The organism is Acinetobacter sp. ANC 4648 (genome assembly GCF_002135345.1).
In the GTDB taxonomy this organism is placed as follows: Bacteria; Pseudomonadota; Gammaproteobacteria; order Pseudomonadales; family Moraxellaceae; genus Acinetobacter.
The window spans coordinates 348860-364002 of the sequence record NZ_NEGI01000001.1; the positions used below are offsets into that span (position 1 = coordinate 348860).

At 39.5% G+C, this 15143-nt stretch carries 11 protein-coding genes; 5 read left to right on the plus strand and 6 right to left on the minus strand.

Annotation, left to right across the window (positions count from 1 at the left end):
• Positions 1–63: 63 nt before the first annotated feature.
• The 4 genes from B9T27_RS01640 to B9T27_RS01655 all read right to left on the minus strand — a co-directional run bounded on the left by B9T27_RS01640 (position 64) and on the right by B9T27_RS01655 (position 6310).
• Complete coding sequence (locus tag B9T27_RS01640; protein ID WP_086205118.1) at positions 64–3234, minus strand: efflux RND transporter permease subunit; 3171 nt, start codon at positions 3232–3234, stop codon at positions 64–66.
• Positions 3224–4447, minus strand: a complete 1224-nt coding sequence (locus B9T27_RS01645) for an efflux RND transporter periplasmic adaptor subunit (RefSeq protein ID WP_416224377.1) — start codon at positions 4445–4447, stop codon at positions 3224–3226. Before B9T27_RS01645 ends, B9T27_RS01640 begins: the two co-directional genes overlap by 11 nt.
• Positions 4434–5771 (minus strand): TolC family protein, encoded by a 1338-nt coding sequence (locus tag B9T27_RS01650; protein ID WP_086205403.1) that lies wholly within the window; start codon positions 5769–5771, stop codon positions 4434–4436. Before B9T27_RS01650 ends, B9T27_RS01645 begins: the two co-directional genes overlap by 14 nt.
• Before the next feature lie 110 nt (positions 5772–5881).
• Complete coding sequence (locus B9T27_RS01655; protein ID WP_086205120.1) at positions 5882–6310, minus strand: cation efflux protein, CzcI-like; 429 nt, start codon at positions 6308–6310, stop codon at positions 5882–5884.
• Between the two features lie 241 nt (positions 6311–6551).
• Here B9T27_RS01655 and B9T27_RS01660 point away from each other — a divergent pair, with 241 nt between their 5' ends.
• Both B9T27_RS01660 and B9T27_RS01665 read left to right on the plus strand, forming a co-directional pair.
• Positions 6552–6911, plus strand: a complete 360-nt coding sequence (locus tag B9T27_RS01660) for a tetratricopeptide repeat protein (protein WP_086205121.1) — start codon at positions 6552–6554, stop codon at positions 6909–6911.
• Positions 6912–7068: 157 nt separating this feature from the next.
• Positions 7069–7473 carry a tetratricopeptide repeat protein gene (locus tag B9T27_RS01665; RefSeq protein ID WP_143222554.1) on the plus strand — a complete coding sequence of 135 codons (405 nt, stop codon included), beginning with the start codon at positions 7069–7071 and terminating at the stop codon, positions 7471–7473.
• Positions 7474–7534: 61 nt separating this feature from the next.
• On the opposite strand, the gene ettA is transcribed toward B9T27_RS01665, so the two are convergent.
• Positions 7535–9196: an energy-dependent translational throttle protein EttA gene (gene ettA, locus B9T27_RS01670; RefSeq protein WP_086205122.1), complete on the minus strand. Its 1662-nt coding sequence runs from the start codon at positions 9194–9196 to the stop codon at positions 7535–7537.
• A gap of 298 nt (positions 9197–9494) precedes the next feature.
• On the opposite strand from ettA, the gene B9T27_RS01675 reads away from it, so the two are divergent.
• From B9T27_RS01675 to B9T27_RS01685, 3 genes are all read left to right on the plus strand, one after another.
• Positions 9495–10772, plus strand: a complete 1278-nt coding sequence (locus tag B9T27_RS01675) for an O-acetylhomoserine aminocarboxypropyltransferase/cysteine synthase family protein (protein WP_086205123.1) — start codon at positions 9495–9497, stop codon at positions 10770–10772.
• Positions 10773–11049: 277 nt separating this feature from the next.
• Positions 11050–11937 carry an SDR family NAD(P)-dependent oxidoreductase gene (locus B9T27_RS01680; protein WP_086205124.1) on the plus strand — a complete coding sequence of 296 codons (888 nt, stop codon included), beginning with the start codon at positions 11050–11052 and terminating at the stop codon, positions 11935–11937.
• Between the two features lie 94 nt (positions 11938–12031).
• Complete coding sequence (locus B9T27_RS01685) at positions 12032–12346, plus strand: hypothetical protein (protein WP_086205125.1); 315 nt, start codon at positions 12032–12034, stop codon at positions 12344–12346.
• A 135-nt stretch (positions 12347–12481) separates the two neighbouring features.
• On the opposite strand, the gene B9T27_RS01690 is transcribed toward B9T27_RS01685, so the two are convergent.
• A complete protein-coding gene (locus tag B9T27_RS01690; RefSeq protein WP_086205126.1) occupies positions 12482–14854 on the minus strand; it encodes a Tex family protein in 2373 nt (790 codons plus the stop codon).
• Positions 14855–15143 lie beyond the last annotated feature (289 nt).

Below are 15143 nucleotides of genomic sequence, written 5' to 3' on the forward strand. Positions count from 1 at the left end.
ATGATACAATTATTGGAATGACTACTATAAATATGCGTATTATTTTTCTTTATTTATAGATGATTACTGTGATTTTTCATTCATCCAACGATAAATTATTGGCAATAAAACCAAGGTCAATAATGTCGATGAAAGAATACCACCAATTACCACTGTCGCTAAAGGACGCTGTACCTCAGCACCTGTGCCTGTAGCTAAAGCCATTGGAATAAAACCCAAGGAAGCAACACAAGCGGTCATTAATACTGGTCTTAAACGTAAAATTGCCCCTTGCCAAGTGGCATAAGCAATATCAAATTGTTGGCGTAATTCCTTAATAAAAGTCAGCATCACCAAACCATTTAAAACGGCCACACCTGACAGCGCAATAAAGCCTACACCCGCCGACATTGATAATGGAATATCACGCATCCAAAGTGCAATCAATCCACCACACAATGCAAATGGCACCCCACTAAATACCAACAAACTTTCCTTAAAATTATGGAAAACAGCCATCAACAAAATAAAAATTGTGATAAGTGCGAGAGGAACCACCAATTGCATCCGTGCTTTCGCTGATGCTAGATTTTCAAATTGGCCACCATAATCCAACCAATACCCTGTCGGTAAGGGCTGTGTTGCTAATTTGGTCTGTAGCTCGGTCACGAATGAACCTAAATCACGACCTTCAACATTGGCAGTGATGACGACACGGCGTTTACCATCTTCACGGCTGACCTGATTAATCCCCAGTACATTTTCAACTTTAGCGACATCCTGAAGTTGAATCAGCCCACCATTTGGTAGTTGTACTGGTAATGTTGCCAAATGTTGCGCTGTCCGTTGACTATCATCTAGACGAATCACAAAATCAAAACGGCGATCACCCTGTAAAATTTGACCAACATTTTGCCCACCAACACTGCTTGCAACTAAATCTTGAATCGACTTCACAGATAAACCATACTGCGCAGCCAATTCCTTATTCACTTCAACATTTAATAGCGGTAAACCATTGGTCTGCTCCACGTTTACAGCGGTTGCGCCTGAAATAGTTTTGATCTGCTGTGCAATACGCTGTGCTTCACGATTTAGCACCTCCATATCATCACCAAAGATTTTTACCCCAACATCACTACGTACACCTGAAATTAACTCATTAAAACGTAATTCAATGGGTTGAGAAAACTCACTATTATTTCCAGGCAACGTTGCTAAAAAAGCAATCATGCGCTGACGCAGCTCATCAATACTTTCTTTCGGATTTTTCCACTGATCTTTAGCTTTCAATAAAATAATAGCATCTGAAATATTCGGAGGCATTACATCGGTTGCCACTTCGGCTGTGCCTGTACGCGCAAAGATGGCTTTAATTTCAGGAAATTCTTTAAGTAATAACTTTTCAGTATTTTCCTGCATCAGTAAGGATTGTTCTAAACCAGTACTTGGCGAGCGCATTTGCTGTACTGCAAAATCACCTTCACTCAATTGCGGTGCAAACTCACTGCCAATTTGAGTGGCTAAAACTGCGGTTAAAAATAGAATACTGCCTGCTATAGTCAGAACCACCGCTTTAAATTCATAAGCTAAATTGAGAATGGCTGCATATTTATTTTTTAGCCAAAGCATCCAACGACTTTCCGTTTCTTTGACCTCACCTTTAACAAACAGTGCAACCGCCGCAGGAACAAAAGTCACTGATAAAATCATCGCTCCAAGCAAGGCTAAGACCACAGTCATTGCCATCGGATGAAATAATTTTGCCTCTACGCCCGATAAAGCAAAAATAGGCAGATACACCACCAGAATAATCAGTTGACCAAAAATTAAGGGACGACGTGCTTGTTTTGCGGCGAGAAAAACTTCTTTAAAGCGTTCTGATTTTGTTAACAAACGACCTTTAGCATGCTGTGCCTCAGCTAAACGTCGGATACAGTTTTCAACAATAACTACCGCACCATCCACAATAATGCCAAAATCCAGTGCCCCCAGACTCATTAAATTGGCACTGATTCTTTGTTCTGCCATCCCTGCTAATGTAAACAACATTGATAACGGAATTACACAGGCCGTAATTAGCGCTGCACGGAAATTACCTAGAAATAAAAATAGAATGATAATGACCAGAATTGCACCTTCAATCAGATTTTTCTGGACAGTATGAATTGCTTTTTCAACCAAGCTGGTGCGGTCATAGACGGTTTCAATCACAACCCCTTTAGGCAGTGATTGCTGAATGGTTTTAACTTTGGCATCCACAGCTTTTGCTACTGTTCGGCTATTTTCTCCCATCATCATCATGGCAATGCCAAGAACGGTTTCCTCTCCATTATAAGTGGCTCCACCAGTCCGTAAATCATGCCCAATCGAGACACTTGCAACATCTGCAACACGTACAGGAAAACCATTTTTATTGGCAATCGCAATATTTTGAATATCTTCAATACTATTTAAGGTTCCAGGCACACGAACTGTCAGCTGTTGACCATTTTCCTCAATAAAACCAGCACCACGATTCTCATTATTTTCGGTCAAAGCATTCTGCAAATCACTCAACGGAATTTGTAATTGCTGTAAACGCTTTAAATCTGGCGCGACTACATAGGTTTTGTTGTAGCCGCCAATGCTATTAATTTCTGCTACACCTTGTACCCGCTGCAACTGTGGACGCACAATCCAATCCTGAATTTCACGTAAATCCATTGCTGTATAAGGCGTACCATCGGGCTTTTTCGCATTAGCATCAGCCCGAATTACCCACTGATAGATTTCCCCCAAACCGGTTGAAACAGGTGACATCGTTGCAGAAATATCTTTGGGTAATGCTGCTTGTGCTTCCTGCAAACGCTGATTAATCTGCTGTCTTGCCCAATAAATATCAGTCCCATCTTTAAAAACAATGGTAACTTGTGATAATCCATAACGGGAAATCGAGCGCGTTTGTTCTAAATCAGGTATTCCTGCCATCGCTGTTTCAATCGGATAAGTAATCCGTTGTTCAACCTCTAAAGCAGTAAAACCATTGGCTTGGGTATTAATCTGTACTTGGGTATTGGTAATATCTGGTACAGCATCAATTGGCAGTTTTTGATAACTCCAAATACCGACACCCACCCAAGTCAGCATAAAGAGCATTACCCAAATTGCATTTTGAATCGAAAATTGAATGATTCGATCAAACCAACCCTCAACTTGAGGTAATTGATCATCAGACTGTTGTGACGAAGACTGTTCAATATCATTAATGCTCATGACTGGCCTCGCCTTTTTCCAACTCAGATTTCAGCAGAAAACTACCCTGCCCGACATACTGTTGGCCTTGATTGAGACCCGCTTGAACCTCAACCCATTGTCCATCACCTGAGATTTGTCCAAGCGTGATTGGCTGTACTTTGAATTCAAATTTTTGATCATGCTCTGATGCAACAAAAACAATATCTTTACCTTCAATTTTCTGTACCGCATTTTTTAAAATGCGTAAAGCTTGAGTGTTACCTTTTTGCTGAAGTTGCACATTCACCATTAAATTTGGGCGTAATTCAGCGGCATTAGATAGAACTTTGGCTCGAACTTGCAAACGTCCTGTTTGTGCATCGGCTTCACTGTTTAGACTTTGAATTTGTGCTTTAAATGTATTGCCTGTTTGCAATGATTTAAATTCAATTTGCTGATTCGGTGTCATAGCCGAAAAATCTGAACTCGGTGCAATAAATTCCAGCCATAATTGATCTAACTGATCAATGATGAACAATTGATTTGCCAGCTGAATATTTTCTCCGACCACCAAATCTTTTTTACTAATCACGCCAGAAATTGGTGCTGTCAGCACATAGCGTCCATTTGACTGAGGACTCGCACCAAAAGCAGATAAACGAGATTTAATGGCCTGAACCTGTATCTGTGCTTGTTGATAAGCATTATGAGCACGCTGATAATCTTGTTTTGCAGAAATACCTTGTGCCCATAACTGTCGTTCGCGTTCATAATCTTGACGCGCCAGTGCTAAATTAGACTGAGCAATATTTAAATTCGATTGCTGATCAACTAAATCAGGGACCAATAACGTTGCGAGTGCCTGTCCTTTACGTACCTGTTGACCCAACTCAACATTTACCGCTTCTACATGACCACTAAAACTCGAAGAAACATGTGCTTGTCGATCAGTATTGACCAACAATTTCGCAGGATAAGCACTGACTTTAACCACCTCTCCCAACTCAACTTTAGCCAGCTGAACACCTTGCTCTATCATTTGCTGAGCTGTGAGAGAAATCGAACCAGCATGTTGCTCAGATTCTTCATGTCCACCATGTCCATGCTCATCGCCTTCAGGCTTCGACTTATTTTGACTCGAAAAATAAACAGCAACCGTGACCAAAGCCGTGGTTACGAAAACCAATATGATAAGTAATTTTTGTGAAATTTTTCCCGTTTGATTTTTAAATTTCATCTTAGTTTCCCCCACCCACCACAGGTAGAGCCTGTGTGTCTTGCCATAAGTTTTGATTGAGTTGTGCGATTGCATCTTTTGCCATAATTTGACTAGGCTCTATACCCAAACTTAAACTTTCAGCTTCAATTGCACGTTGCCACGCATCCTTTAATAATTGCACTTTACGTAACCTGACATCTTGTAATTGTAGTGTTGCTTGTTGCACATCAGTTACGGCAAATTTTCCAGCACTAAATCCCATTAAGGTTTTACGTTGTACTTGTGTCGCTAAAGGAATTTGTGATTGATTCACTTCTTTAAATTGAACTTCCAACCCCTGCAATTCAGTTAAAAGTGCACCCACTTGTAATGCATTTTGTCGGATATAAAATTCCTGTTGATGTATCAGTGCACTCTGTTTCACCTGTGCAATCTGCACAGCGTATTGCTGACGATCAAAAATATTTAATGGAATAGAAACACCGACCACGAAAGCATTTTCAGTCGAGGTTTCAATTGATTTAATCCGATTTACGCCGACATTAACGGTTGGGTTGGGACGAGCTTGAACCTGAAGATGATGCACTGTTGCTTTTGCTTGCATCACTTGTAATTGACGTGATTTTTCATACAGATTTTCTGCAAAATTATTTTGAATATCTTGAGAGACAGAACTTGGCCACAATGTACTTGCGGATAAACCCACTTGCAGCGTTTTATCCGATTGTCCCCACAAATTACTCAATTGTTGCGTTGCAACTTGTACTTGCAAATCAGCTTGATGATATAAACGCTGGTTTTCAGAATGACTGAGTCGCGCTCGATCAACATCCACCTGTGCCAAGCTACCTGCTTGATAGCGCTTTTGTATAGCATCCAAGTTCGCTTGGCTAACTTGCAATTGCTCCCGTACAACATCTCGTTCTAACTCAAATACAGCCAGTTGTGACCAGAGATATTTCACGGCTAATTGCAACTGGGCTTGATACATCCTTTGTCTTAAATCAAGCTGTGATTGGGCAATTTGCGCCAACTGTTGTTGCGCTTTACGTTCACCAAAAATATCTATAGTTTGAGAAAGTCCAATCGAAAGCTCTTGTTCTTGATCTGAACCAAAACCAGTTTGCTGTATGGATAGGTTTGGATTTATCCATAGCTGAGATTGTTTTATATTGGCTGTAGAAATTTGCTGTTGTGCTTGCCACACGCCTTGTTCAGCCTGATAAGCATTCGCTCGAGCAATAGCTTCCTTCAAAGCTAAATTTTGAACCTGTTCTGCTTGAAGATAAGTCAATGGATTAATTAAAACGATACATAAAACACCATGTTTTAAAATCCATAAAACCTGCTGTGCAATTACTTTAGACGAAGTTTGAGTACTTCGACTGCTACTAAATTTTGACACGATAATGCCCCACAAAGTCCACGATAAAACCAAGTGGTGGGATTATTTTTGGCTACCCCACCTTATAGCGGGGAAAATACAGGCGGTGGATTTGGTAGATACAAATGTGGTGATTGATACAGATTTTTCCAATCCATAAATTGCAGATTAATATAGGCTGATAAATGCGGTTCATCCGCTTTTTGCTGGATATCTGCAATCATAAAATGAGAAAAAGAGGGTAAATGATCACTATGATCATCTTGCAAATTTTGAGCCAATGCACTCATCGAGTCATTGAGTTCAGTACTTTGATGTTGGTTGGCAACATTCGCATGCTCATCTGTTTGACAACTTAAGGCCACATGGTGTCCAAAATGCTGTACTGAAATATGTGATGAAGGGTTGTTCTGTATAACTTCATGACCGCAAAAAGCCGCTGCCACATTCCAAAGACTTTGAAACATGAACAAACTTAATAAAACAGTAATCAAGATACCTGAACGTTGCACACGTTAAGCCTGAATAAAATAGGGAGACACTATAACAGCTAGATGCCATGTAATAAAATTACACTGACTCTTCACGTCTATTATTGATTCAATATACTTGTCTATTTTCGATTTTTTATGAATAAGATCATAACGATTCATCATAACCATTTACAAATTATGATTTAAAAACTATAAAATTTAGGCTAAATTAAATATGCAAGTTTGAGCTTTTTATTCCTAGATTGGTAAGGAGGTTTATATGTTTGCACACTTTTTAAAACGCGTTAAAATCTATGCTGAAAATAGTATTCATCACTCTAAAGACCTAATTCCTTTAGAGCATCTAAAAACTCGGTTTTTTACATCCAAAATCGATCTGCCTCATCCTGAAAGTCCAAAGCATGATCTCCGCAATATCATGTGGAGTGATTTACGTGCAGCCTTAAGAGGTGATAAAGAAGCACAATACAAAATGGGTATGAATTACTTAAATGGTCAGCATGGTTTAGATCGTAGTTATTCTCATGCAGAAAAATGGCTAGAACAAGCTGCGCATCAAGGGCATCAGAATGCTAAAAAAGAACTACAAGATGCCTATAATCAGCTCGCTTTTTCTTAGCTTCCCATCATTTAAAATAAAGACTTCAGCTTTAAGCTGAAGTCTTTATTCGGTATTTGACAAGCTCATTTATTTTAGTTACTTTATTTAAAATCAATCGATTAAAATGACAATAAAACTCGATATCGTTCATGAATATTCATTAGAAGACTAAATTATGAACACAACAAAAATCATTAATTTAATCAAAAATACAATACGACCCTACTTCAAATATGAAGATCTGCACGACCCTGTCTATATTTCAGAGGCCTATTTACATTATCAACGTGCGCGCTATTATGAGTTTTTAGCAGCTCATCATCATTTTCATATTGATCCCAATATGATACTCCTTTCCAATTTAAATGAACGTAATGCAATGTGGTGCTTCTTACATTCCGCAACTCAAGGCCATAGTTCTGCACAATTCAAATTAGGACAATGCTATTTAAATGGTCACCTAGGTTTAGCTTCGAATAGACTTAAAGCCAAACAATGGTTAATGCTGGCAGCCAATCAGGGACATATGGAAGCACAAAGTGAATTGATTAAAATCACTACGCCACAACACTTATCTTAAGTCTACGCTTGAAAAAAAATCAGCCCGTAGGCTGATTTCTTATTGGAATCCGAATAAAGGATTAACCTGTAATTTTTTTGTATTTCGCACGTTTTGCTGAAGAATCTTCACTTAAACGTGACTGACGGTATGCTTCATACTCTGCATAGTTACCTGTGTAAAACTCAGGCTTATCATTTTCAAATGACAAGATATGCGTTGCAATACGGTCTAAGAACCAACGGTCATGCGATACCACCATTACAGTACCAGGGAATACAAGAATTGCATCCTCTAGCGCACGTAAGGTTTCGATATCCAAGTCGTTCGATGGCTCATCCAGTAAGATAACGTTTGCACCCATTTGTAGGATTTTCGCAAGTTGTAAGCGGTTACGCTCACCACCTGACAATTCACCCACACGTTTTTGCTGATCTTGACCTTTAAAGTTAAAACGACCGATATAGGCACGTGATGGGATTTCATAATCACCAATACGCAAGATATCTAAACCGCCTGAAATTTCTTCCCAAACCGTTTTCTTATCATCTAAGGTGTCACGCAACTGACCAACATAGGCCACTTTAACCGATTCACCTAGTGTTACCGTACCCGTATCTGGCTGCTGTTCGCCTGTCATCATACGGAATAGTGTGGTTTTACCAGCACCATTCGGCCCGACAATACCCACAATCGCAGTCGGGGGTACAGAGAAAGTTAAGTTCTCATATAGTAGGCGACCATCAAATGATTTACTAATTCCTTCAACATCCACAACCTTATTACCTAAGCGTGGACCAGGTGGAATATAGATTTCTGAGGTTTCATTACGTTGCTGGAATTCTTTAGAGTTAAGCTCTTCAAAACGTTCCATACGCGCTTTGTTTTTCTTTTGCTGACCTTTGGCATTAGAGCGAACCCATTCAAGTTCTTTCTTTAATGCTTTCGCAAAAGATTCTTCCTGTTTATTTTCTTGCTCTAAACGGGCATTTTTCTGTTCCAACCAATTGGTATAGTTACCTTGGTAAGGAATACCCATGCCACGGTCAAGCTCCAAAATCCACTCGGCCACGTTATCCAAGAAATAACGGTCATGCGTGATTGCCACGATGGTACCAGGGAAGTCTTTAAGGAAACGTTCTAACCATGTTACAGATTCTGCATCCAAATGGTTGGTCGGTTCATCTAGAAGCAACATATCTGGTTTAGACAGCAATAAACGACATAATGCAACACGACGGCGTTCACCACCTGATAGCAATTTTACGTCTGCATCCCAAGGTGGTAGATTCAATGCACCAGCTGCAATTTCAAGCTGGTTATTGAGGTTATGCGCATCCCAAGTTTGGATGATTGCTTCTAACTTCTCTTGCTCTTTTGCAAGTGCATCAAAGTCAGCATCTTCCGCTGCATATTCTGCAAAAACTTCGTCTAAACGTGCCAACGCATCTAGTGCTTCACGAACGCCATCTTCAACGTTGCCACGAACATCTTTAGTTTCGTCCAATGGTGGCTCTTGCTCTAGGTAGCCGATTTTGATCCCCGGTTGAGCGCGAGCTTCACCTGAGAAATCTTTATCTACGCCGGCCATAATACGAAGCAAGGTAGATTTACCTGCACCGTTTAAACCGAGTACACCAATTTTAGCACCCGGAAAAAATGATAAAGAGATGTCTTTCAGGATTACGCGTTTAGGCGGCACCATCTTCGACACACGGTTCATCGTGTAAATATATTGGGCCACTGAGGACTCCTTTATAAAAAAACCAAAAATTCGCAAGACGCGAAAAAATCATGCTGTATTATACGATGAAAGCAACCAAAACATAAGCCACTACTCAACGGATTAAATTGTCTCTAAATATATACAACGATATTTTCTAAAGCTTTATTTTTTAAGGCAATCGAAAAAATCAGTTTAAATTTTTAAATATTTAAAACTTAGCATTTAAATTACTAATAGAATCACAATTGCGCATATTTCAAGCATAAACAAAATGCTAAACTTGATCAAAACTCAAACCACTTAAGATGAAATAACAATGACATTTAAAGATGAAACTCTAGCCATACATGCTGGTTACTCGCCAGAATCAACCACTAAAGCTGTTGCAGTACCCATTTATCAAACGACCTCTTACGCATTTGATGACACTCAACATGCGGCCGATTTATTTGATTTAAAGGTTCAAGGTAATATTTATACTCGTATTATGAACCCAACCACAGCTGTACTGGAACAACGCCTTGCTGCACTTGAAGGCGGGATTGGTGCACTCGCTTTAGCATCAGGTATGTCTGCCATTACTTATTCGATTCAGACTATTGCTGAAGCAGGTGATAATATCGCATCTGTTTCAACATTATATGGTGGCACCTATAACCTTTTTGCACATACCTTGCCCAAACAAGGAATTGAAGTGCGTTTCTTTGATTATGCCAATCCAGAAGCGCTACATGGCATAATTGATGAAAAAACCAAATTAGTCTTTGTTGAATCGATTGGTAATCCACTGGGAAATATTATTGATCTAAATGCCATTGCAAAAATTGCCCATGAATATGGTGTGCCCGTCATTGTCGATAATACCGTTGCAACACCTGCCCTACTTAAACCTTTTGAGCATGGTGCAGATATCGTAGTACATTCATTAACCAAATATATTGGTGGTCACGGGAATTCTATTGGTGGCGCAATTGTCGACAGCGGAAAATTTCCATGGGGCAAATATCCTGAACGTTTCAAAGTTTTAAATACGCCTGATCCTAGCTATCATGGCGTAAATTATGTCGAAGCCTTAGGTGAAGCCGCTTATATCGCACGCGCACGCGTCGTTCCATTGCGCAATACTGGTGCCGCTATCAGTCCTCTCAGTGTATTCTTAATTCTACAAGGTCTAGAAACCTTAAACCTACGTATGGAACGCCATACTGAAAATGCACAAAAAGTAGCTGAATATTTACAGCAGCACCCTAAAGTACAATGGGTCAATTACGCTGGTTTAAAAGATCATCCGCAACATGCCTTGGCACAAAAATATGTGAAAGGTAAACCATCAGCCATTTTATCTTTTGGCGTTAAAGATGGCCGCGAAGGTGGAACTCGCTTTATTGATGCCCTACAACTGTTCACACGTCTGGTGAATATTGGAGATGCAAAAAGCTTGGCTTGTCATCCTGCCACCACAACCCATCGTCAACTAAATGAAGCAGAATTAAAGTCTGCTGGCGTCAGCGTTGACATGGTACGGCTTTCTGTCGGCATTGAGCATATCGATGATTTGATTGCGGATTTAGAACAGGCATTGCTTAACGTTTAGGCAAAATAAATAATAAAGTTCTCAAAAAGGGAGCTTTATTATTTTTATACTTGGATTTAGCTAAAATTCATGTTAAAAATCATTTAATAATGACTAATTAAATAGAGCATTTACTCTAAAAAATATTTGTAAATTCATATACTTATACCTAGTATTTTTTTTATTTTTCGCTATGATTGCGAACCAATAAGCACCGATCATCTTTTACCCAAAAGATCATCCTTCATAGAATAAATACAACGCATAAATTCATTTCGGTAAACGCAGGGAAACGTATATGAATCAAAAACTAGAGCAACTGTTTAAAAACAAGGTCCATGGGAAAGTCGCGCTCATTACCGGTGCATCCAGTGGTATTGGACTAACCGTAGCAAAAAAATTAGCTTCAGCAGGTGCACATGTACTGTTAGTTGCTCGTACCGAAGAAACCCTCAAACAAGTTCAGGCTGAAATTCAAGCTGAAGGTGGTCAAGCGACCATTTTTCCATGCGATTTGAATGATATGAATGCCATTGATGAAGTCTCTCAAAAGATTCTTGCATCTGTAGATCATATTGATTTTTTAATTAATAATGCAGGGCGTTCAATTCGTCGTGCGGTGCATGAATCTGTAGATCGTTTTCATGACTTTGAACGAACCATGCAATTAAACTACTTCGGTGCAGTCCGTTTAGTATTAAATCTACTGCCACAGATGATGATGCGTAAAGATGGCCATATCATCAATATCAGTTCGATTGGGGTATTAGCCAATGCGACCCGATTCTCTGCTTATGTCGCATCCAAAGCAGCTCTAGATGCCTTTAGCCGCTGTCTCTCTGCTGAAGTACATTCGCATAAAATTGCGATTACTTCGGTATATATGCCATTAGTGCGGACACCAATGATTGCCCCCACTAAAATTTATAAATATGTTCCTACACTTTCACCTGAACAAGCTGCGGATTTAATTGCCTATGCAATTGTAAAACGTCCAAAAAAAGTAACTACACATTTAGGTCGTTTAGCTTCAATTACTTATTCCATTGCACCTGAAATTAACAATAAACTCATGTCGATTGGTTTTAACTTATTTCCAAGTTCAACTGCATCTGTCGGTGAGCAAGAAAAACTAAACCTAATGCAACGTGCTTATGCCCGTTTATTCCCTGGTGAACATTGGTAATACAAAAAATAGCCTCCAGTAAGGAGGCTATTTATTTACTTTGCTGTTTTTTTATCCTATCGTATTTTCCTTGTTGAAAAATATGAGAACAGCCATGAAACTGATCTCCACCATCAAAACCATATGCTTTGTAGGTGCTGGACTCTATTTATTTGGTTTGACACAGGATATCTATGTCGATGATATAGACCCACTCGACCTACTGGGTAATTTGGGGATAATTTTTGTTTTACTCGAAATTGGAATTGCCCTATATCAAGATAAGGACACTCATAAGCTCAGTTTTAAAACACTTTTCGCTAGAGACACACTGGTCTTGTCCCCTCTCGAACAAATGGCAAATTTCCTTGGACGTGTTGGGATGGTCATGATTATGCTCAGCGTTATTTATAACTTTATCGATACTTAAACTCCAAAGCAGAATAATTATATTCATAATATATTTCCAAGCTATTGAGATATTGATTGATAAACACTATCTGTCACTCAATAAAAAACCTCCCATCTGGGAGGTTTTTTATTGAGTGTTAAAGATTGCTAAATATTATTTAGAACCTTTAATCCCTGCTTGTAATAACAATGCACCTAAACCACCAATTTTATTTTCTTGAGGTTTAGTCGTCTGTGGCTTGTTGCCATGACGTGGTGCTTTATCATTATTATTTGGACGAGCATTCTGAGGACGTTTTACTTGAGGCTTACGCTCCCCACGTTGTTCCTGAGTTTGACCATTTTCACGGCGTGGCTGACGCGGTGCTTTAGCTGGCGCTTCAGAACCTTCAGGGCGCATACTTAAATTCACACGATTGCGCTCAGCATCTACCTGTAAGACACGCACTTGCACGATTTGACCTGGTTTCACCACTTTATGCGGATCAGCAACAAATTCATTCGCAAGTTCGGAAATATGCACCAAGCCGTCTTGATGAACGCCAACATCTACGAATGCACCAAAATTAGTCACATTGGTAATCACACCTTCAAGTTGCATACCTTCAGTCAACTGAGTCACTTCAGTAATGTCTTCACGAAATTTCGCTGTACGGAATTCTGGACGTGGATCACGACCTGGTTTTTCAAGTTCGCTTAAAACATCTTGAATGGTCGGTAAACCAAATTTGTCATCTACAAACTCATCGGCTTTGACTTGAGCAATAATCTCAGCATTACCAATAATATCTTTTACTGTCGTTGCTTTTGCAGCAACAATTTTTTCAACCAAACCATAACTTTCTGGGTGAACTGCTGAAGCATCTAAAGGTTCAGAGCCATCTTGAATACGCAAGAAACCTGCCGCTTGTTCAAAAGTACGCTCACCTAAACGAGGTACATTCTTCAAAGCTTGACGATTGTCAAAACGACCATGTTCTTTACGGTATTCAAAAATTTGCTGTGCGATTGATTTATTCAAACCAGCAATATAAGACAAAATCGCAGGAGATGCTGTATTGACATCCACACCGACTGAGTTCACACAATCTTCAACCACAGCTTCAAGCGTTTTTGCCAAACCAGTTTGGTTAACATCATGTTGATACTGACCCACACCAATTGATTTCGGATCAATTTTTACCAACTCAGCTAATGGATCTTGTAAACGACGTGCAATAGATACTGCACCACGAATCGAAACATCCAAATCTGGCAATTCAGCAGAAGCGAGTTCAGAAGCTGAATATACCGATGCACCTGCTTCACTGACTGAAACACGGGTCAATTTCAAATCAGGATTTTGCGTCATCATTTCAGCAACAACGGCTTCAGTTTCACGGCTTGCAGTACCATTACCAATGGCAATTAAGTCGACATTGAATTCACGGCATAAACGCGCAAGTTCAGCAATTGAACCCGTTTTATCTTCTTTGGGTGCGAATGGATAAATCGTGCTATGTGCAACCACATCACCCGAAGCATTCACTACCGCTAGTTTTACACCAGTACGAATACCAGGATCTACACCCAACGTACAACGTGAACCCGCTGGTGCAGAAAGCAATAAATGACGTAGATTTTCAGCAAATACATCCATTGCTTCAGTTTCAGCAGCAAGACGTTTTTCAGTCAATAATGAATGTTCAATTTGAGGACGAATCTTACCTAACCAAAACAGTTTTGCAGTTTGCTTTAAGAAGTCTTGGCGAGCTTGTGGTTGAACTTGGTCAAGATTGTATTCCGTTTCAATGCGCGCCAGTGGTTGATCATCTTGACCTTCCACTTTCAAGCCCAATACATTTTCTTGGCGACCACGTAACATCGCCAATAAGCGATGTGAAGGGACTTTATTTAAGTTCTCAGAGAAGTCGAAATAATCACGAAATTTCTTACCAACTTCTTTTTTCTCATCTGATGCAACCAAGCTTTTTAACATTGCCGTTTTCGCAAATGTGGTTTTAAGCTCAGTAGTCAGTGCAATATTCTGTGCCCACTCATCAATAATAATGTGTTGAATCGCATCCAATTGACTTTCTACAGTGGCATAGTCCGGATGACTAAAACCAGCCAAAGCCTCAGTCGGTTCAACTTGTTCCATTAAGATTTTTTCAGCAATTGGACCTAAACCAGCTTCCTTTGCTTTAAATGATTTACTGGTACGTTTCGGACGGTATGGTGCGTAAATTTCTTCTAATGCATTTTTAGTTTCTGCTGCATTTACGCGAGCTAACATATCATCAGATAATTTATTTTGTTCTTTTAAAGATTCTATTACTTTTTCACGGCGTTCATACAAATCACGTAAATAAACTAAGCGTGTATCAAGTTGACGTAATTGCACATCGTCTAAACCTTGCGTTACTTCTTTACGGTAACGTGCGATAAATGGAACACTAGAACCGTCATCTATCAGTTTAATGGCAGCTTCTACTTGGTTTGGACGTACGGCAAGTTCACTTGCCAACTGCTGAACTAAGTCAGTCATCGTGTTTAATTCCACAAGGATAAGGACTAAAAGTTAGTGATTATAAAGACCAAGACCATAAAATCCACAATTGTTTTGCAAATTACTAAAGAAAAAACTATAAAAGCTTACTTTTCAATATTTTTTTCTATGCAATCAGTAGTTTCTTGCTTATTTGACGAATCAGATTACGCCTGTAAAACAACCTGTCCAATCTTCCATTGAGCGCCTTTACGCTGCCCACCTCATACCGATTATATTACGTGAGAAAATATGTTTGAAATCCTGCTTTACTCACCTGCTCCTGCAC

Bases quoted from the DNA above. Each gene is read 5' to 3' on its own strand.
- B9T27_RS01665 (WP_143222554.1), top strand. From the start codon at position 7,069: ATGAACACAACAAAAATCATTAATTTAATCAAAAATACAATACGACCC.
- B9T27_RS01685 (WP_086205125.1), top strand. From the start codon at position 12,032: ATGAAACTGATCTCCACCATCAAAACCATATGCTTTGTAGGTGCTGGA.
- B9T27_RS01660 (WP_086205121.1), top strand. From the start codon at position 6,552: ATGTTTGCACACTTTTTAAAACGCGTTAAAATCTATGCTGAAAATAGT.
- B9T27_RS01680 (WP_086205124.1), top strand. From the start codon at position 11,050: ATGAATCAAAAACTAGAGCAACTGTTTAAAAACAAGGTCCATGGGAAA.
- B9T27_RS01690 (WP_086205126.1), bottom strand. From the start codon at position 14,854: ATGACTGACTTAGTTCAGCAGTTGGCAAGTGAACTTGCCGTACGTCCA.
- B9T27_RS01640 (WP_086205118.1), bottom strand. From the start codon at position 3,234: ATGAGCATTAATGATATTGAACAGTCTTCGTCACAACAGTCTGATGAT.
- B9T27_RS01675 (WP_086205123.1), top strand. From the start codon at position 9,495: ATGACATTTAAAGATGAAACTCTAGCCATACATGCTGGTTACTCGCCA.